16 protein-coding genes are annotated in these 19,252 nt (G+C 73.8%); 14 read left to right on the top strand and 2 right to left on the bottom strand.

The features are described from left to right. Positions 1-63: 63 nt before the first annotated feature. Positions 64-906 (top strand): carbonic anhydrase, encoded by an 843-nt coding sequence (locus tag ECOMGDLI_RS24705; protein WP_088319511.1) that lies wholly within the window; start codon positions 64-66, stop codon positions 904-906. A 24-nt stretch (positions 907-930) separates the two neighbouring features. Here the strand turns inward: ECOMGDLI_RS24705 and ECOMGDLI_RS24700 are convergent, their stop codons facing one another. Continuing rightward, positions 931-2,004: a nitroreductase gene (locus ECOMGDLI_RS24700; RefSeq protein WP_088319510.1), complete on the bottom strand. Its 1,074-nt coding sequence runs from the start codon at positions 2,002-2,004 to the stop codon at positions 931-933. A 490-nt stretch (positions 2,005-2,494) separates the two neighbouring features. On the opposite strand from ECOMGDLI_RS24700, the gene ECOMGDLI_RS24690 reads away from it, so the two are divergent. From ECOMGDLI_RS24690 to ECOMGDLI_RS24630, 12 genes are all read left to right on the top strand, one after another. Beyond that, on the top strand, positions 2,495-4,828 hold the full coding sequence (locus ECOMGDLI_RS24690; protein ID WP_088319508.1) for a heavy metal translocating P-type ATPase: 2,334 nt from the start codon (positions 2,495-2,497) through the stop codon (positions 4,826-4,828). Between the two features lie 12 nt (positions 4,829-4,840). Then, positions 4,841-6,208, top strand: a complete 1,368-nt coding sequence (locus ECOMGDLI_RS24685) for a recombinase family protein (RefSeq protein ID WP_088319507.1) — start codon at positions 4,841-4,843, stop codon at positions 6,206-6,208. Between the two features lie 378 nt (positions 6,209-6,586). Next, positions 6,587-6,787 carry a hypothetical protein gene (locus ECOMGDLI_RS34015; RefSeq protein ID WP_143447910.1) on the top strand — a complete coding sequence of 67 codons (201 nt, stop codon included), beginning with the start codon at positions 6,587-6,589 and terminating at the stop codon, positions 6,785-6,787. 250 nt (positions 6,788-7,037) lie between these two features. Beyond that, positions 7,038-7,343 (top strand): hypothetical protein, encoded by a 306-nt coding sequence (locus tag ECOMGDLI_RS24680; RefSeq protein WP_088319506.1) that lies wholly within the window; start codon positions 7,038-7,040, stop codon positions 7,341-7,343. 307 nt (positions 7,344-7,650) lie between these two features. Further along, positions 7,651-10,098: a hypothetical protein gene (locus tag ECOMGDLI_RS24675; RefSeq protein WP_088319505.1), complete on the top strand. Its 2,448-nt coding sequence runs from the start codon at positions 7,651-7,653 to the stop codon at positions 10,096-10,098. Positions 10,099-10,315: 217 nt separating this feature from the next. Next, positions 10,316-10,888, top strand: a complete 573-nt coding sequence (locus ECOMGDLI_RS24670; protein WP_088319504.1) for a hypothetical protein — start codon at positions 10,316-10,318, stop codon at positions 10,886-10,888. Between the two features lie 10 nt (positions 10,889-10,898). Beyond that, complete coding sequence (locus ECOMGDLI_RS24665; RefSeq protein ID WP_143447908.1) at positions 10,899-11,681, top strand: hypothetical protein; 783 nt, start codon at positions 10,899-10,901, stop codon at positions 11,679-11,681. Between the two features lie 13 nt (positions 11,682-11,694). Beyond that, entirely contained in the window at positions 11,695-12,702 is a 1,008-nt protein-coding gene (locus ECOMGDLI_RS24660) for a hypothetical protein (RefSeq protein ID WP_088319502.1), read from the top strand. 632 nt (positions 12,703-13,334) lie between these two features. Continuing rightward, entirely contained in the window at positions 13,335-13,751 is a 417-nt protein-coding gene (locus ECOMGDLI_RS24650) for a hypothetical protein (RefSeq protein WP_088319501.1), read from the top strand. A 47-nt stretch (positions 13,752-13,798) separates the two neighbouring features. Next, positions 13,799-14,032, top strand: coding sequence for a hypothetical protein (locus ECOMGDLI_RS24645; protein WP_088319500.1), 234 nt, complete (start codon positions 13,799-13,801; stop codon positions 14,030-14,032). A 101-nt stretch (positions 14,033-14,133) separates the two neighbouring features. Then, positions 14,134-15,069 (top strand): hypothetical protein, encoded by a 936-nt coding sequence (locus ECOMGDLI_RS24640; RefSeq protein ID WP_088319499.1) that lies wholly within the window; start codon positions 14,134-14,136, stop codon positions 15,067-15,069. 609 nt (positions 15,070-15,678) lie between these two features. Further along, positions 15,679-17,676, top strand: a complete 1,998-nt coding sequence (locus ECOMGDLI_RS24630; protein WP_143447906.1) for a hypothetical protein — start codon at positions 15,679-15,681, stop codon at positions 17,674-17,676. Here ECOMGDLI_RS24630 and ECOMGDLI_RS24625 read toward each other — a convergent pair. Further along, positions 17,661-18,497 carry a hypothetical protein gene (locus tag ECOMGDLI_RS24625; RefSeq protein ID WP_143447905.1) on the bottom strand — a complete coding sequence of 279 codons (837 nt, stop codon included), beginning with the start codon at positions 18,495-18,497 and terminating at the stop codon, positions 17,661-17,663. The two genes, ECOMGDLI_RS24630 and ECOMGDLI_RS24625, sit on opposite strands and share 16 nt — an antisense overlap. Positions 18,498-18,907: 410 nt before the next feature. On the opposite strand from ECOMGDLI_RS24625, the gene ECOMGDLI_RS24620 reads away from it, so the two are divergent. Further along, positions 18,908-19,150: a hypothetical protein gene (locus ECOMGDLI_RS24620; protein ID WP_088319495.1), complete on the top strand. Its 243-nt coding sequence runs from the start codon at positions 18,908-18,910 to the stop codon at positions 19,148-19,150. Positions 19,151-19,252: the final 102 nt, after the last annotated feature.

Genomic DNA, 19,252 nt, shown 5'->3' with positions numbered 1-19,252 from the left:
CAAGCCTCCCGGCCGCCGGTCCGACAACTCTGCGTAGACGGATCCGGCCGCGAGGGGACAGGGATGCACACGCAAGACTCCGGGGACGAGCGACCCGAGGGGCTGCTGCCCGAGGGCGCCCCCGAGGGCGCGGGTGCACCGTCGCACGAGGCGGCGCTGCTGCCCGGCGTCGCCCCCGTGCCGCTGCCCGACCCCGCCATCGACCGCCGGCACGTCCTGTCGCTCGCGGGCCTCGGCCTGCTCGGCGGCGTCCTCGCCGCGTGCGGCGGGGGTGACGAGGTCGTCGTGCCCGAGCGGGTGGACTCCAAGGAGGTCACCCACAAGGAGGGCAAGGAACGGCTGGCCAGCGGCAACGAGCGCTACGTGCACGGCACGCCCGCCCACCCGGACCAGACCCTGACCCGGCGCAAGAAGCTCGGCGAGGGGCAGAAGCCGTTCTGCGCCGTCCTGTCGTGCGCCGACTCCCGGGTGCCCCCGGAGCTCGTCTTCGACCAGGGCCTCGGCGACCTCTTCGTCGTCCGCAGCGCCGGCCAGGTCGTCGACGACGCCGTGCTCGGCTCGCTCCAGTTCGGCGTCGAAGAGATCGGCATCCCGCTGCTCGTCGTGCTCGGGCACACGAAGTGCGGTGCGGTCGGCGCGACCGTCGAGCACCTCGAGAAGAAGAAGGGCCCGACGGGCACCTCGATCGACGCGCTCGTCGCTGCGATCACGCCCGCGGTCCGCGAGGCGGAGGAGGCCGGGATCGAGTCCGGCGACCTCGCCGCGGCCGTCGTCGAGTTCAACGTCGACCGGGTCGTCAAGCAGCTCGAGAAGTCCAAGATCCTCATGGCCGCGGAGAAGAAGCGCGAGCTGAAGATCCTCGGGGCCGTCTACGACGTCGAGACCGGCGAGGTCGACTTCCTCTGACCCACCCGGCCGGGCGCGTCGAGCTCAGCCGAGCGTGTCGTCGTCCCCGCCGGGAGCCCGGGCCGGGATCTCGCCGACGACGTCGACGCTGTCCGCGACGGGCCTGCGCCGCCGGGTCGCACGGCGGGTGAGCCGGGCGGCGGCGTCGGCCGCCACGGCGCGCGAGCGCCGACCGGCCGCACCGGGGCGCCGGCCCAGCCGCAGCACCGCCTGCGGGTGCAGCCCGTCGCCGAGCATCGCCGCGAGCGCCGTCCGCCGCGCCGGGTCCTCGCAGACGCTGTTCGCGAAGCCCGTGGTGAGCCCGTGCTCGGCGGCGACGAGGAGCACCCGCTGCAGGGCCTGCCCCGCGGCCAGCCAGCTCGCACGGTCCTCCCCCGGGGTCGCGAGGACGGCGAGCATCGGCGCCGCCCGGACGAGCGCGGCGTCCTGCGCGCCGACGTACCCGCCGAGGTCGAGGTAGCGGACCGCCAGCCGGGTCGGGACGACGGTCGCGACGGACGCGGGGACGCCGTCCCGGCGCCACCGCGGGCGCACCCAGCGGGCCTGCTCGGCCCGCCAGCGCCCGTCGAGGCCGCGCTCGGCGTCCGCGCCGGCGACGAGCCGCGCGACGGCGTCCCGGGCCCCGGCCGGGATCTCGACGAGGCGGGCCCCCTCGGCGTGGGCCTCGGCGGCCAGCCGGTCGCGCAGCGGCCCGGGCACCGGCTCGGCGCGCATCGGGCCGTGCCAGGTGCGGCGCACCGGGACGGCCGCGTCGAGGACGGCGAACTCGGCGTCGACGGGGAGGTCGGCGAGGCGGACCCGCGCGAGCACGTCGGGGCGCGCCGGGTCCGGCAGCGGTTCGACGTCCACCCCGAGACGCCCGTGCGCCGCGGCGACCCGGAACGTCAGCAGGGCGGCGCCGCAGGCCATGACCGCCTCGCGGCCGCCGGGGTCGCTCACGTGCAGCACACGGCCGTCGTCGCACGTGAGCTCGAGCTCGGCGCCGCCGTCACGGACGGTCCAGCGCCACGGTTGGACGTTGCGCGGGGAGGGCGCCAGGTTCGCGCGTTCGACGAGCGCGAGCAGGTCCGGCAGGCCGAGCTGGACGGTCGATGTCATGGAACTCGCCTCCGCTCCCATTGTCCCGCAACGGATCATGAAGCGGGCGGGACCTGGTGCTCATGACGGCCGCACCGGGACAGCGGAGGGCCGCCGGTCGCACTCGGCGTCCGGCGGCCCTGGCGTGCGTCCGCGGTGGGCGGGTGATCAGTCGGCGTCGAGACCGTGGCAGACGGTCCCGTCGCAGCCCTCGCCGGTGCAGTGGCACACCGAGCAGAGCTGCTCCTCGCAGGTCTTCGTCGTCGCTGTCATGGCTCTATCACCCTCGGAGATCTCGTGTCCGCGGTCGGTCCCGCGGTCGTCGCCCGGTGCGTCCCCGGGCGTCCCGCGTCTGCGGGTGGCCCCCGCGCCGATGCAGGCGACCACAAGAAGCATCGGTCAGCGGGCAGCCGGTCACCCGGGACCCAGGGCCCGTCGTGGGCGGTCTCACAGCGCGGCCGGGCGACCTACGTCCCCGGCGCGGGAGCCCTCGGGGCGCAGGCTTTGGAGCATGGACACCCGCGCGCCGCACCCCCGCCGGAGGGTGCCGCCCGTCGAGCCGGTGCTCTTCGCCGTCACCTCCGCAGCGGTCGCCGCCGGCTTCCTCGCCCGCCCGCTGTGGGTCGCCGGCGCAGCGGTCGGCCTCGTCGCCGCCACGGCGTGGGTCGCCGGGTCGTTGCGCCGCCGCGAGCCCGGGGTCGACGTCATCGCGGTCCTCGCGCTCGTCGGGTCGCTCGCCGTCGACGAGCCGCTGGCCGGCGCCGTCATCGCGTGGATGCTCGCCTCCGGCCGGCTGCTCGAGCAGCGCGCCCAGGCCCGGGCCCGTCGCGAGCTGAGCCTGCTCGTGGCCCGCGCGCCCCGGACGGCGCGCCGACGCACCGGCGGCGACCCCGCCGGGGGCGACCCCGACCGCGGCGTCACCTTCGTCGAGGTACCGGTCGGGGAGGTCGTCCGGGGTGACGTCCTGCTCGTCGGGCCGGGCGAGGTCGTCCCGGTCGACGGGCACACCGTGTCCGTGGCGACGCTCGACGAGTCCGCGCTCACCGGCGAGTCGCTCCAGGTCGACCACGTGGCGGGCGACGAGGTCCGCAGCGGCGCCGTGAACGCCGCCTCGCCGTTCGAGCTCGTCGCGTCGACCGCGGCCGCCGACTCGACGTACGCGCGGATCGTCCGCCTCGTCGAGCAGGCGCAGGCGTCGAGCGCACCGTTCGTCCGCGCCGCGGACCGGGTGGCGGTCGCGTTCGTCCCCCTGACGCTCGCGCTCGCCGGCGCGGCCTGGGCCCTGTCGGGCGACCCCGTGCGCGCCGTCGCGGTGCTCGTCGTCGCAACCCCCTGCCCGCTGCTGCTCGCCGCCCCGATCGCCGTCATCTCCGGGCTCTCGCAGGCGGCCCGGCGCGGGGTCGTCGTCAAGGGCGGCGGTGCGCTGGAGCGGCTCGCCGCCGGACGGGTCCTCCTGCTCGACAAGACCGGGACGCTGACGCGCGGCCGCCCGACCGTGCGCGACGTCGTCCTCGCGGACCCGCCGACGCCCGACGCACCGGACGCCGCGACGCTCCTGCGGCTGGCAGCGAGCCTGGACCAGGTGTCGCCGCACGTGCTCGCCGACGCCGTCGTGAGCGCCGGACGCGGCCGGGGGCTGGCCCTCGCGCTCCCGTCCGACGTCGCGGAACGGCACGGCAGCGGGATCGAGGGCGACGTCGACGGGCTGCGGGTCCGGGTCGGGAAGGCGTCGTGGGTCGTCGGTGCGCCGGGATCGCCGGACGAGCCGGCCTGGGCCCGCAGGGTGCGGCGCAGGTCCGCGCTAGACGGCACGACCGCCGTCCTCGTCGGGGTCGCCGGCGTGCCCGCCGGCGCGCTCCTGCTCGAGGACCCGATGCGGCCCGACGCCCCGCGGACCATCCGGGCGCTGCGCCGCGCGGGGTTCGAACGGGTGGTCCTCGTCACCGGCGACCGGGAGGACGTCGCGCAGTCCGTCGGGCGGGTCGTCGGCGTCGACGCCGTCCACGCCGAGACCGACCCGCAGGGCAAGCTCGACGTCGTCCGCGAGGAGGGCCGGCACGGCCTCACCGTCATGGTCGGCGACGGCGTCAACGACGCACCGGCGCTCGCCGCCGCCGGGGTCGGGGTCGCGCTCGCCGCCCGCGGGGCCACCGCGAGCAGCGAGACCGCGGACGTCGTCCTCACCGTCGACCGGGTCGACCGCCTCGCCGAGGCCGTCGGGATCGCCCGCCGCGCGCGCCGGATCGCGTTCCAGGCGGTCGGCGTCGGGATGGGCCTGTCGCTCGTCGCCATGGGCCTCGCCGCCGCCGGGCTGCTCGCACCGACCGCGGGGGCGCTGCTCCAGGAGGTCGTCGACGTCCTGGCGATCGGCGTCGCGCTGCGTGCCGTGCTGCCCGCCCGACGTCGCGGCGCGGCCCGGCTCACGGCTGCGGACGTCGAGCTCATGACCGGCTTCCACGCCGAGCACGACGCCGTCCGCGGGATCGTCGAGGAGGTCCGCACGGTCGCCGACCGGGTCGCGCCGGGCGGCGCCGACCGGCTCGACGAGGTCCAGGCGCTGCTGCGCCGGCTCGAGACCGAGCTGCTGCCGCACGAGCTCGGCGAGGAGGAGCGGCTCTACCCGGTCGTCGCCCGGGTCCTCGGGGGCGACGACCCGATCGGCGCGATGAGCCGGACCCACGCCGAGATCTCGCACCAGGTGTGGCGGCTGCGCCGGATGCTCGAACCGGGCGAGGCGCCCGACCCGGTCGAGGTGCAGCGGCTGCTCTACGGGCTCTACGCGGTGCTGAGGCTCCACGACGTCCAGGAGGAGGAAGGGATGTTCAGCCTCATCCCTGTGCAATGACATATTAACCACATGACGAAAGCCGCTGTCTACCTCCGCCAGTCCCTCGACCGCTCCGGCGAGTCGGCCGCCGTCGACCGGCAGCGGAACGCCTGCCTCGCACTGTGCGCCGCGCGCGAGTGGGAGGTCGTCCGCGAGTACGTCGACAACGGCACGTCCGCAACGAAGGACCGCGGCGACGACACCGCGTTCGCGCAGCTGCTCGCCGACGCCTCGGCCGGCCTGTTCGACGTCGTCGTCGCGTTCGCCGTCGACCGGCTCGCCCGGCGCCTGTCCGACGTCGAGCGGCTCATCGCCACCGGCGCGAAGGCCGCCACGGTGCAGGGGGGCCTCGATCTGACGACGCCCGAAGGTGAGGCCCAGGCGGCGATCCTCACGGCGTTTGCGCGGATGGAGGTCCGCCAGAAGGGCCTGCGGCAGCGTGAGATGCACGTCCAGCGCGTCGCCGCCGGCCGCCCCTGGCTCGGCTCGCGCGCGCTCGGCTGGTCCGCGGACGGGATGACCCTCATCGACGACGAGGCGGAGCTGATCCGCGAGGCCGCGGGCACCATCCTCGCCGGCGGCTCGCTTGCGTCCGTGGCCCGGGCGTGGAACGCCGCCCAGCTCACCACGTCACGCGGACGCCCCTGGGCGAACCATTCGGTGCGGACGCTCCTGCTCAACCCGCGCTTGGCGGCGAAGGCGGCGCGGACGCTCGGGCACGACCGCTGGGAGATCCTGGGCGAGGGCGCCTGGCCCGCCGTCCTATCCGAGGACGTCTGGCTCGCCGTGGTGTCGATCCTGCGCGACCCCGCTCGCCGGACGACCCCGACGACCGCGCGGGTGTCGCTGCTGTCAGGCATCGCATCGTGCGGGGTCTGCGGCGGCCCGTTGCGGACAGGGGCCAACAAGGGCGCCAGGACGCTGCGCTGCGCGGGGCCGGTGCAGCACCTGTCCCGGCGTGCCGAGCTGATCGAGAAGTATGTGAGCGACGTCGTGATCGAGCGACTCGGCCGCCCGGACGCCGTCGCGCTGCTCGCGGAGGACAATCAGGCCGCCCTCGAGGCCGCCAACGACGAGCTCGCGGTGAAGCGGGAGCGCCTCGGCGAGCTGGCCGACCTGCTCGAGGACGGCACACTGACCCCCGCGGAGGTCCGCGCGACCGCGTCGCGACTGCGCGCGGACGTCGCGCGGCTCGAGGCGCAGGTCGCAGAGGCCGCCCGGGGCGACGTGCTCGCGCCGCTGATCGCAGCGGACGACGCCGCGGCCGTATGGGGAGCCCTCGAGCTCGGCGCGCGCCGGGCGGTCGTCGCGGCGCTTGTCGAGGTGCGGGTGATGTCCGCGACACGCGGGCGGGCGAAGTTTTCTCCGACCTCGGTCGACGTCACCTTCCGCGACTAGAGGCGGGCTGGCGCAACCCCTCTAATTCAACCCTGCTGAGCACGGAACCAACCTGAGGTACGTATTCAGGTACTCAATTCATGCATCAATTCAATACAGCATTGCACAACTCAATCCGTTGCGACACAACGGTTTCACGGCAGCGCGCCTTGCAGCCGCATAGCGCTTGGCCTAATCTGAGAAACAGATGGCCCCGGTCGCACCGGGTTAGCTTGATAGGGACCCCGAGTTCGCAACCGGGGCGTCGTAGGTAAGTCCGGCAGCTCCGGCGCGGCGTGAACCAGGACTAACGCGTACCCCGTCGCGTCGGGGCGAATGCGAGACGGTCTCAGCGGACCGCGGTCGCACCACTGACCACGTCTCCGCAGGAGAACTCCCATGTCCCTTAGTACGAGCGAACGAGGCCGCCTCGGCGGGCTCGCGGCGGCAGCCAACATGACCCCCGAGCAGCGAGCGTGCCGGGCCCGTCGGGGTCACCTCGCCTCGGCGGTGCGCGCCGTGACCTCCCGCTGGCAGGACCTCTCCCCCGACCAGCGGCGTGAGATCGCCGCCATCGTCGCCGAGGAGGGGCAGGCATGACGCCCGACGAGCGAGCCGAGCACATCCGACGCCTCGTCGACACCGCCCCGCCGATCGCCCCCGACGTCGCAGCCCGCCTCGCAGTGCTGCTGCGGCCGGCCAGAAGGGCGGCACGGTCATGAGCCACCAAAATGCCGCCGTCCCCGGGCCGGGCGACCAGGGGACGGGCGGATCGAACACACAGCAGGCTGACGAGGCCATCACCAGTCTACGACGCGGCTCCCGCAACCGACGCTTCCTCAACAGCTTCGTGTCGACCTACCGGGACGGCAAGAAGATCCTCGTCGTCAGCCCCGGCATCGCCTGGCGCGGGACGGAGAACGCCCCGTCGGCCGAGCTGGCCCGAGGTATCGAGGCCCGTCGCCGCGCGAACATCGGCGGCCAGTGCCCCGAGTGCGGCGCGAGGTACGCGCTGCCCAACCGCGCCGCCCGGCGGGCAGCGGACGACGCCGGGTGTGCCCTGCGCGTCGAGCTACGCCACGACGACGGCTGCGCGGCGTCCAGCCCGGTCCTGCTGCCCCGCATGGCCGCCTGGATCGACGGCGGTGCAGAGTGAGCCGCGGATATCGCCGGCAGACTGTCTCGCGGACGGCCACGGCCTCGTGCACGGTCTGCCCGAAGACCTGGACCGGGACGGCGGCCCTGCCTGCGGGGACGGCGCATGCCGTCAGCAGCGGCCACGTCACGACCGGCTCATGGGTGGCGCAGTACCGGTACGTCCCTGACCGGGTGGTCCTCGAGACCACCGAACCGTGCCCGGTCTGCGGCACGTCGGCGTACCCGATGACCATCGGTCCGGTCCACGCCGACGGATCCGCGAACGAGCCGTGCTGGCTCGCCATCCTCCGTGGGGAGGACGGCCAGTGAGCACCCCCTACGCGGACGAGGCCTGGACCTACCGGCGGCAGGGCTGGGACGGCGTCATCCCCCTGGGTCGCAAGGGCCGGTTCATGTACCGGCGCCGCACCGGGGAAGACGTGTACGGGACGGGCAAGTTCCCGCCGCCGGTCGGCTTCACCGGCCACGCCGGCGAGATGCCGTCCGGGGCCGACGTCCAGTCATGGTGCGACGGCATCGAGGCCGCCGACAACCTGGGGCTGCGGCTCCCGAAGGGCACCTACGGGAACGACGTCGACGCGCACTCAGGCAAGCCGGCCGAGGCCAGCCTGCGGGACCTCGCGGCGAAGGTCGGTTCACCTCTGCCGCCGACGTGGAGCTCGACGGCGCGCGGCGACGGCCACCCGGCACGGACGAACGTCTACAGGGCCGAACCGGGCGAAGGCCGAGTGTGGATCGACCACCCCGGCCCCGGTCTCGACGCCCTGCACCACGGGCACCGCTACCTCCTGGCCTGGCCGTCGATCCACCCGGACCTGGGCACTCAGGTGCGGTGGTACACCCCCGACGGCGCGCTCAGCGACCGCCCGCCGAGGCCCGACGAGCTGACCCAGATGCCGGCGGCATGGATCGAGGCACTCACCAAGCCGGGTGACGTCCTCGAAGGCGCCGCCGCCAGCGACAGCGCCACGGTCGCAGCGCTCGAGGCGTTCCGGACGGGCGACCCCTGCCAGGTCGTCACCGACGCTCTGGCGGCCGAGCTGGCACGCATCGAGGGCGCCCGCGGCGGGGCGGGCGGCTTCCATGCGCCCGGCCCGCTCCACCGGCTCGTCTGCCTTGGCATCGAAGGGCACGCCGGCGTCCGGAGAGCGCTCGTGGAGCACAGCGCGGCGTACGTCGCGGCACGGGGCGAGCTACGCGGCGCACCGGCGTCCGTGTCGTCGGAATGGTGGCGGATGGTGCGAGGGTCCGTCGGCAAGCGGCTCGGTGAGTCCGGCGGGGAGATCCTCTCCACGTGCGACTGCGGACTCGACGGGGGCGGCGGCGCGTTCGACCTCGACGGGCTGGTGCCGTCAGGAAGCGCCACAAGCGCCGGGGTAGACCCGGCCGGCGCTACCCCGGCGCCCGCGCCTGCGACGCCCCAGCGGGTCCCGCAGAACCTCCCAACGGCGTTCTGGGCATCGCGGCCCGTCCTCGCGCGCATCAAGGCCGCGGCCGACGCGCAGATGTGCTCCCCCGACGCCGTGTTCGGCGCCGTCCTAGCCCGGCTGTCGTCGTTCATCTCGCCGAAAGTCCGCGTCGAGACGGGCAGCGGAACCGCCTGCCTGAACGTCTTCGTCACGATCGTCGGCAGCTCGTCGGCCGGCAAGACGCGGGCGAACAAGGCGGCGAAGCAGCTCCTGCCCGTCCCGTTCGGCGTCCTCGACTATCGGGACTCCCTACCGCTCGGCAGCGGCGAAGGGATCGCAGAGGCCTACTACGGCCTCGTGTCACGCGACGAGGACACCGGCGAGGTCTACGGCCCCCGGCACGAGAAGGCCGGGCAGCCGAAGATGAAGCGGGTCACCGAACGCGCGAAGGTGCGCGACGGCGTGTCGTTCTACCTCGACGAGGGCGAGGCCCTGTCGAAGATGCTCGAGCGGGCCGGCGCGACCGTCGGGCAGACACTCCGAACGGCGTGGGTCGGCGAAGACCTGGGCGCCACCAACGCCTCAGCGGACCGCACCCGGCTCGTCGAGGCGGGGACCTACGCCCTCGGCCTCGTCATCGGCTACCAGCGGGCTACCGCGGCCCCGCTGCTCGCCGACCAGGGCGGCACACCGCAGCGGTTCCTGTTCTTCAGCGCCCACCGGAGCGACCCTCCGGAGCGGCGCACCGACTGGCCGGGGTCGCTGACGAACCTGGGGCACACGCTCCCCACGACAGACCTCGTCCTCCCGGAGACGGCGAAGGAGGAACTGTTTCAGCGGCGCCGGGCCGCGATGCTCCCGGACGCGCCGGACGAGGGGCTGAACGGACACTGGCCGCTGCACATGGCGAAGACCGCGGCGCTGCTCGCCGTCCTCGACTTCCGTGGCGACGTGACCGAGGACGACTGGCAGCTCGCGGCGCAGGTCTGGGAGACGTCCTGCGCCGTCCGGGACGGCCTCGTCAACGAGATCGAGGCCGCCGAAGCACAGCGGCGGCGAGCCGACGAGGACCGGGCGGTGCGGACGCAGGTCCGGGCCACCGTCGCCGGACATCAGGCCCTTGAAGCCGCCGGGGATGCGCAGCTCGAGCGCGTGGCCCGATGGGTCGGCGTGCAGGTCCACGACAAGGGCCGCCGGGCGATCCGCGGCGAAGGCGGCCTACTCAAGGCTGCCGACTCGAGGTCCCGGCCACGGCTCACGGCAGCGGTCGCCGAGGCCGCCGCCAGAGGGTGGATCACCGTCGACGACGACGCCGTCGCACCCGGCTCGGCGAGGCCGCTGTGAGCCCCCGCCGGGGACGTGGGGACGTGGGGGCCGAAACGTGGGGAACGTGGGGATCCCCACGACGGGCCTCTGAGGGGACTAATGCGAGTCCCCTTACTACGATGATTTCACCTGCAGGTATGACGGAGCGTAACCGGATTCTGCAGATGCATCTCGGCGGGCGTCGTGGGGATCCCCACGTTTCCCCACGTCCCCACGGCCTTCCCGGCGGTGTCCTGTGACCGCCGCGCGTCGCCGCCGGCCGACCTGCAGGGGCGTCCCCAATGACGTCTGGTACGTCGACGAGGCGACCCTGCAGACCCTCGCCGACGCCGTCCTCGCCGAGCGCCGACGGATGGCCGTCCTGACCCACGAGATTGAGGCGGAGCAGGAGATCCTCAGCCGCTCGACGCAGCCACCCAGCGCCACCGCGACCGGCCTGCAGGCGGAGCGCGTCAACGGCATCCACCTCACCGGGGTGGCCGCCCGCCAGCTCGCGCGAGCCATCCTCGCCCGGCGCAAGCGGGAGGAGCCCGACGAGGCCGCCGTGGCCGCCGAAGACGTCATCCTCAAATCCGCAGGCAGGGACCCGTCGGAACTTCCGCGAGGGGGTCGGGAGCGGTCCGCTACGGAACTGTCAGAGGGTGACTACGACAGCGCCGAAGCAACCGCAGCCCGATGGGGGCACAGCCCCGAACTCGTCCGGCGCTACGCCCGCAGCATCCCCGGCGCCGAGCAGGCCGGCGGCCGCTGGTGGATCCCCCGCGGTGCACCCTGCCCGGCGCAGCACTGCCGAGTCCGCGCCGGGTGACGGCACGGTCGTGACGACACTGCCCGGGGTGCCTGCCGCCGCCCCGGGCAGCGTCGCGTCCGACCGGCAGGTCGCCGACGCCCTGGCTCGCGAGATGGTCGCCCACGGCGAGGACCCCGGCCCGCTGCTCGCCCGCGGTGAGCGGCCCGGCGTCGTCCGCCGGGTCCGCGAGATCCTCGGACTCGACGTCAGCAGCGCCGAGACCGTGACGTCCCTCGAGTCCGAGCTCGACGGCATGACCCCCGACGAGCGCCTCGCCCGCATCGAGCTTCTGATCCACGCGGGGGACGACCGGGTCACCGGTGGCGACCTCGCCCGGGCCCGTGCGGATGCCGACTTCGCGCGGATCCGCGCGACCCGCACGGCCCGCCAGGCCGAGCAGGACCGCCAGGCCGCCATCACGGCCCGGGTCGAGGGCGTCGCCGTCGAGCTGCTCGAGGTGCTCGACGACACCGACCCCGACCTCGTCGCGGCCACCCGCGCATGGGCGGCCTGCATCGTCGCCGCCCGGGCCGCCCTCGAGCACGCCTCGAGCTGGCAGGCCCGGACCCGCCCGGTGCAGTCGAAGTTCGACGCCGCTCGGCAGGCGCAGATCGCCACGCCGACCGACCTGATCAATGAGGCCACCGCCCGCAGCGTCGCCGTGTCGACGCTCGGCGCGGACGTCCGGTCGTTCGTGGTCGCGCTCGAGGCCGCCCTCGGCCAGGGGCGACGCGCGTCGTCCCTGTGGGGGCAGCTGCCCGTCCCGCCGACCGACACGACCCCGGCCGACCCGGCCGGCATCACCGCCTAGGAGGCGCAGCACCATGACCACGACCGCACCCGGCCTGTTCGGCCGGACGAGCACGGCCCGCGTCGTCGAGCCGTCGCCGTACAGCTTCACCGGCCGCCCCGGCTCCCACGAGTTCAGCGGCGACGTCCTCGCGTTCGCCCGCGGGGACGGCCAGGCCGGGACCCGGCTGAACGCCTTCATCCGCGAGGCGTTCGCCGTGACCCGCGCAGACGCCGTCGCGACCGCACGGACGGGCAGCGCGACCTACCTGCCCGAGTCGCCGTACGTGACGCCCCTGTGGTCGGCGATCGCCAAGCCGGCGCCGTTCGCCGGCCCCGAGCCGTTCCTCGTCCCGACCTACGCGACCGGCTCGAACCTCGTCGACGACACCCGTGCCGAGGGCACGGAGCCGGCCGCGGCGGCGATCACGACGGGCGGGCCCGCCGTCAACGCGACGTCGGTCATGGGTCACGTCGACCTGAGCCGCGAGCTGTCCGACCAGCGCGAAGGGAACCCCACCCTGTCGGCCGCCCTGTGGGGCGAGATGCGTCGCAGCTACGACGAGGCGCTCGAGGCCCGCGCCGCCGCAGCCCTCGCCGCGATCAGCTCGCCGACGACGATCGCCGTCACCGCGGCGTCGACGAACGCGACGCTCGTCGCGTCCCTGCGCAGCCAGCTCGCGCCGCTCGCGCACATCCGCGGCGGCGCCGGGATGCGTGCCGGCTTCCTCCACGCCGCGCTCTACCAGGCCCTTGTCGGTGCCGTCGACAGCGCCGGGCAGCGCCTCGTCCCGGACGCCCCGACCGGCGACGACGAGGCCGACGGCGTCGTCGTCCTCGGTCGCCCGCTGCGCGCCGCCTGGGCCCTGCCCACGGTGTCGTGGCTGCTCGATGCGAGGTACGTCCACGGCTGGGCAACGGCGCCGCGAGAGCTGATGCTCGACCGCAGCAAGGGCCGGGTGTCCACCACCGTCCTGGGCCTCGTCGGGTACGCCCTCGTCCACGTGGCCCGCCCGACCTACGTCCGGAAGATCACCTACTGAGCTGGTCCCGGGGTGATGGGCGTCAACGCCACCGCCCTGCCTCATGGCGGCGGGGACAGCGGAACGAAGGTTGACCACGCGGGGCCGTCGCACCCCTTCAGCGGCCCGGTCGACCTGCGCCCCACCCCGGGACTGCACCACCCGACCACCCCGACCGAGCGAGGCGGCGATGTCCGGACGTGGCAGCACCGCAGGACGTGGCTACGGCGCTGCACACCAGCGCACGCGCTCGTGGTGGGCGCCGATCGTGGCGGCCGGGCAAGCGACGTGCTGGCGGTGCGGGCAGGTCATCCAGCCTGGCGCGCTGTGGGATCTCGGACACGACGACCACGATCGGTCGATCACCCGGGGCCCGGAGCACCGGCACCGCACCGGCACCTGCCCGGGCAACCGATCGGCCGGCGCGACGAAGGGCAACACGCAGCGGGGCAGGCGACGACGAGCCCCGACAGATCCTCAGCCGCTCCCGCGGACGAAGTGGACATAGCGGGTCATTTTTCCCGCATGCCCTGGCCCCCCTGACCCTCGCAGTCAAGGTTCCCTCTCCCCGGTACCCCCGGGGGGTAGACACCCCGCCCGGTAGGGGTCGCAGCGCCGCGGAAGTCCGCGGGAACGATCAAGAAAGGGCGACGATGAGCGAGAAGACGCTGCAAGCCGCTGTAGAGGCGAGCATCCGCGCGGCCGGCCTTGAGGGGCCGTCCGCGGCGTCCGCGGTCGCCGCCCTGGCCGTCGAGTACGCCCGGCAGATCGACGGCGCTGCGGACGTCGCGCAGGCCCTCGACGACTTCGACGAGAGCGGCCTCGAGCACAACGACCGCGTGTCCCTGGCCGCGCTGCGCCGCCGCGTCGGCGAGGCCGAGACGCTCGCCGCGCTCGGCCCGAAGCTGCTCGACGCGCTGCGGGTGCTGGGCCTCGCGGGCCCGGCCGCTGGGGCGGGCACGCCGCCGGTCGGCCGGAGCTCGTCCCCGACGTCGCAGGCGCAGATGCAGATCGACGCCCTGGCCGCGCTGCGGGACCGCCGCCGCTCTGGGCGCGGCACGACCCTCTGATCCCCGCCGTCGTGGCGGACCGACGCATCACCCAAGGAGAAACGATCATGACCACATCGACCAGCGAGCCGGACGTCGTCGAGGCCGAGCCGGAATTCGACCGTCTGGGCCTGCCCCTCGAGCCGGGCGCCCGCGTCGCCGAGGTGCTCAAGCGCCAGGCCGCCGCCGCCGCGGAGGCCGAGAAGGCCGCGAACATCGCCGACGAGGCGGAGCGGATGCGCGGCGTAGTCGAGCAGCTCGTCGAGCTGGGCTGGACCGTCACCCCGCCGGCCGGCCGCTGAGCGACTGCCCCAGCAGGCAGCCCTCGTCCGTGACGCCGGACGGGGGCTGCCGTCGTCGGTGGCGGAACCCGCGTTCCGGGTCGTTGTCGCAGGTGGGGCTGGTGCGGAAGTTCCGGCTGCGGCGCGGGCGGCTGGGGTGCGGAAGCGTGATGCTCGTGCCGAGCGACTACCCCAACGACGTCGACACCTTCACGGTGAAGACCGAGGGCCCCGACCAGACCATCCGGGCCTCACACATCAACGACCTGCAGGACGCCGTCGTCGCGGTGCAAACCGAGCTCGGTGGGAACCCGTCGGGGTCCTCGCCGACCGTGGCCGCGCGCCTGGCCGCGATCGAGGCCGGCGGGACCGGCGGGGGAGGTGGCTCCGGGTCGGTCGTCACCCTTGACGCCGACGGCACTCTCGTCGTCGATGGGACCACGGTCGAGGTCGCCACCGACGCCCAGCTCGCCGCGGCGGTCGCCACCCTGGCGCCGAAGGCTGCCACGTGGGCGACGGGCGCGGCTTACGTCGCCGACCAGCTCGTCGTCAACGCCGGGACGCTGTACCGCTGCACGACGGCGCACACGGCCGGCGGCAGCTTCGCCGCGGGCAGCTTCGCCGCGGTGACGGGGTCGGGTGGCTCGACGGTCACGCTGGACGCCGACGGGACGCTCGTTGTCGACGGGACGACCGTCGAGGTTGCGACGGACGCGCAGCTCACGGCCGCCATCTCGGGCCTGTCTGGCACCTATGGGCCAGCGGTCGGGTCCGACGCCTGGCTGAAGCTGCACGCCGCCGGCAACCTCGACGCCCTGCTCGTCGGCGCGATCACCCGCGACGCGAACGGGGCGGCCACCACGGGCGGCGTGGTGTGGCCGGATGGTGTGACCGGCACCTACACCGCGACGACCGTCAGCAGCACCTTCCCCGGCCTCGTGGACGCCTACACGGTGACCTGGGTCGGCGGAACGACGAAGACGGTCACACAGCCCGCGGTGACCCGCGACGGCACGACGGGCGCGGTCACGAACCGCCCCGCGATGACGGTCGCCTGACATGGCCGGGATCATCGACGTCCCGTTCCGGCGCAGCGTCACCCCCGGCCCGGCGGCGAAGACGATGCGCACCGGCTCGACCTACAACAACGTGTTCTGGCACCTCGGCACCGGCGGCACCGGCGCGCTCGGCGGGTCCTTCGCGCAGGCATACCCGGCGCAGTACGCCGCCGCCTGGGCCCTGGACCGGGTCGGCCTGGAAGTGACCGGCGCCGTGGCATCGTCCACGGTGCGGCTTGCGCTGTACGCCGACAACGGCTCATTCAAGCCTGGGACGCTCGTGCAGGAGTTCACCTCGGGCGGCATGATCGACTCGTCGACGACCGGGATCAAGGAACTCACGGTGTCCCAGACCTTCACTGCGGGGGTCGTCTACTGGTGGGCGATCGTGCCTATCGGCGGGACCGTGACGTTCAGGTCGGTCACCCCGTCGTGGCCGCCGTACCCGACCAGCCNCTCATCGCCGTACCCGACCAGCCAGGGCGAGGCAACGAACCCTGCCGGGCGGTACGGCCATGAGTGGGCGACGACGACCTTCCCGTCGACCTGGGCGGGGTCGTCGTTCGGCGGCGGCGTCATCCCGTCGATCTTCGCAAGGGTGGTGTGACCGTGGACATCCTGAAGTCGCCCGTGAACCGCGCGGTCGCCCAGGCCGTCGCCAACTCGGCCGCCCAGAACGCCACGATCGGTGAGGCGTTCGGCATCCGCAACGGGACTCCGACCCGGTTCTGGGAGCCGGGGACCCCGCAGGGGCCCGAGCTGTGGACGCTGGCGAACTTCTCCGTCGGTGGCGGGTGGAACTCGTCGACCCTGTCGCCGTCGCTGACCGCGAACGGGACGACGAACAACTTCAACCGCACCCGGCTGTCGGGCCTGTTCCCGAGCACGAACAGGGACTACGCCTACCGGCTGTCCTTCGACTGGGCAATCACCGTCCCCTCGGGCTGGGCGGGCATCAGCGTGCTGCTCACCGACTCGGGCGGGAACACGATTCACCCGGGGACCGCGCAGCAGTACCTGATCACGAACGCAGCGGCCAAGAAGTCCGGGAAGATCGTCTTCGAGTTCCAGCCGCAGGCAGACTTCCCCGTCTTTGAGGTCCGGCTCGAAAGCCAGAACAACGCCGCGTCGGGCACGGTGTCGATCTCCAACGTGTCGCTTAGGTCGATCTCCCACGTGCAGCGCCCGTCGATGATCTCGCAGCCTCAGTTCCCGTCGACGGGAACGGACGTCGCGCTCTGGCAGTGGCACTACGACGCGCCGTCACGCTCCTACAAGGCCGTGCGGCACGAGCTCGCCACAACATCCACGACCGGCCCGTGGGCGCCCGTGGGGATCTTCGGGTCGGCGACAGACAACCCGTTCCTGTCGGCGACGCCAGACCCGAACTTCATCCGCACCGGCACCACCGTCTCCGGGACCGACCTGCTCCCCAACACCACGGCGCAGCCGGTGAAGATGATCCGGGACACGAACAACGACCAGATCATGGGCGTTGCCACGCCAGGCGGGCCGTACAACGGGTACGACCTCTACGGCAACATCCACGGCGGTGAGCTGGCGCGGCCCGGCGCGACGGCGACGCTCAAGGTCGACCGCGGCGACGGCGCGGGGTTCGTCACCTACACCATCGCCAAGCAGCTCGAGACGTGCCGGCGCGTGCAGGTCTTCCTGCCCACCCAGTACCAGCGCAAGGACAACAACCAGGCCTTCGCGGACGTCGACCGGCTCGTCACCATCTTCCCGGACGGCATGCACCGGGTGGACCGGACCACGACGTTCACGTCGAACCAGACCTACAACACGTTCTTCGAGTGGATGACCACGCACTCGACGAGCCTGCCGGTGTACGCGCGCCTGGGCTCGGGCCTGTCCGTGCTCAACGAGACCGACTTCTTCGACAAGCTCTCGTCGCCGGTTCCGTCGCCGTCCACGGCAACGACCGGGGGGACGCTCGCCGCCGCCACCTACTCCTACCGGGTGACGACGATGTCCGACCTCGGCGAGTCGACCGGCTCGACCGCGGTCACGCAGGCCACGACCGGGTCGACGTCCACCGTCACCCTGACGTGGTCGGCGGTGACGAACGCGGCCGGCTACCGGGTCTACGGGCGCACCTCCGGCGTCGAACGCCTGCTGGCGACTGTCGGGCCGGCCGCGACGTCGTGGACCGACGACGGCTCGGCCATCGCGGTCCCCGTCTCGCCGCCCGTGACGAACCAGGCGCGTCGCAGTGGCGCGGTGTCGACGACACCGGCGCCCGAGGTCTCCGGTATCGCGACCTGGGGGGCGATCTACGAGCCGACGACCGGATGGTGCTACGGCAACATCTACGACGCCGACACGGTCCTCGCTCGGGCCGAGGTCGACAACGTCCGCTCGCGGGTCTACCTGTCGAAGAACTACATGAACGTCTGGTGGAAGAACGCCCAGCCGGGCGGCGCCGACATCTATGCCGGGACGAAGGCCATCCCGGCGGGCACGGTCTGGTCGGCGACACACTGGAACTTCGTCTACCGCCCGGCCAGCCTCGCCGACTGGCACTACGAGGTCGCCGTCAGGGCTGCCAACCTGTACGCCCTGAAGGCGCTCTACCCGACGACCTGACGGGGCCACGCCCGCGCGGCCGGGTGACTGCTCACTGCGGCAGCCGCCCGGCCCGCACGGCGGAACGCGGCCCGCCGCACCCGCTCCCGCACCCCGCCGGCGGGGTAGTTCCCGCCGGCCTCCCCGAGGTGCTCGACCACGGCCGGCAGGTACGTCACGCGGGTCCGTCGTTCGCGGCGCATCCAGGCGTCGACGCGCTGCTCGAACACGGGCTCGACGTGCGCGAGCGGGTACCGCCACGACGCCGGACTCACCTTCCGGTAGACCGGCCGGGCCAGGTCCGCGCGGCGGGCAAGGAACGCGACGTCGGAGAACCCGTAGCCGACAGCGACGTCCCCGTCCACGATGAGCGCCTCACGCTCGGCGAGGCCGGGGTGCCAGTTGTTCGGGTTGCCGACGCCGTGCCGCGGGTCGGCGTCCATCGCGGCCAGCGTCGGCGTCAGCCAGTCCGCGGGCTCACGGAGACGGGCGTCGGCATCCCAGTAGCACAGCCACTCGGGACCCGGGAGGGTCGCGGCGACGAGCCCACAGTCGGTGAAGTGCCCCAGCGGCTCAAGGTGCCGGGCCCGCAGGCCGGTCACGGCGAGAGCGGCCAGCAGGTGGTCGGCGACGAACTCGACCCGCGACACCCCCGGGTCGGCCTCGCCGAGCTCCTTCGCGCGGGCCTCAGCGTCCGCCCGGTCGTCCACGTTGTTCACCAGGACGGTGACCGAGGCGAACGGGAAGCGCTGCGCCTCGGCGAGCCCGCTCACGTAGCCCGGGGCGAGCACCTCCCGGTAGGTGCGCTCGTAGCAGTTGACGACGAAGTCCACGGAATGCATCCGCCGGACGCTACCGACCCGGCCCCGGCCGACACGCCGCCTGGTGCATATCGACGGCTACCGCAGCGGTCGGCAGGTGCGACAGAACGTCGTCGGCTGAGCGGGCCGCGGGCCACCCGACCACATGACTAGCGGCAGCGTGCGCTTGATGCCACCGTGGCCGCCGCAGGTCTCGCAGCGGGTCCGCCAGCGGGCCCAGGCGGCCGGCGCCCAGCGAGCGAACCGGCGGGCCGCTCGCCACCACCCGGCCCACGCATCCTTGAGGACGAGGCCGAGCAGGGCAGGCACCGCTACCGCGGTGATCAGCGTCTTCACGGGCTTCGAGAGTACGTCGAGGCCGGGGGGAGCGTGAACCGGACGACGGGCCTGATCCCTGGACCGCCGTCGGCGACGGGGGGCACCCTGGCCGTATGGCGCAGGCGTGGTGCGACGGGGGCCCGGCGGACGGCGATGTCGTCGACGTCGAGCTCGACCGGACGAACCTGCCTCCCCGGCACATCCGCCGCGTGGTGATGGCCCTCGACGAGGCCACCGAGACGGTCTGGTGGGTCGGGGTCCGCTACGCCCGGGCGCCGTTCTGGCGGCTGCCGCGGCCGGGCGAGCCGTGGCGGTACTTCCACTGCCCGCCGACCCGGGCGACGTCTGCCGGCTGACGCTGCGGGCCCGCTCGGCTCGAGGCCGGAGCGCGGACCCCTGCGGGGACTGCGGACCTTGTCAGCCCCCTTCCCCAACGTGGCCCGCAGCGTCAGCCGGCA

Origin of the sequence: Kineosporia sp. R_H_3, assembly GCF_002198675.1 — a bacterium.
Classification (GTDB): domain Bacteria; phylum Actinomycetota; class Actinomycetes; order Actinomycetales; family Kineosporiaceae; genus R-H-3.
This window is presented reverse-complemented; position numbering and strand designations above follow the sequence as displayed.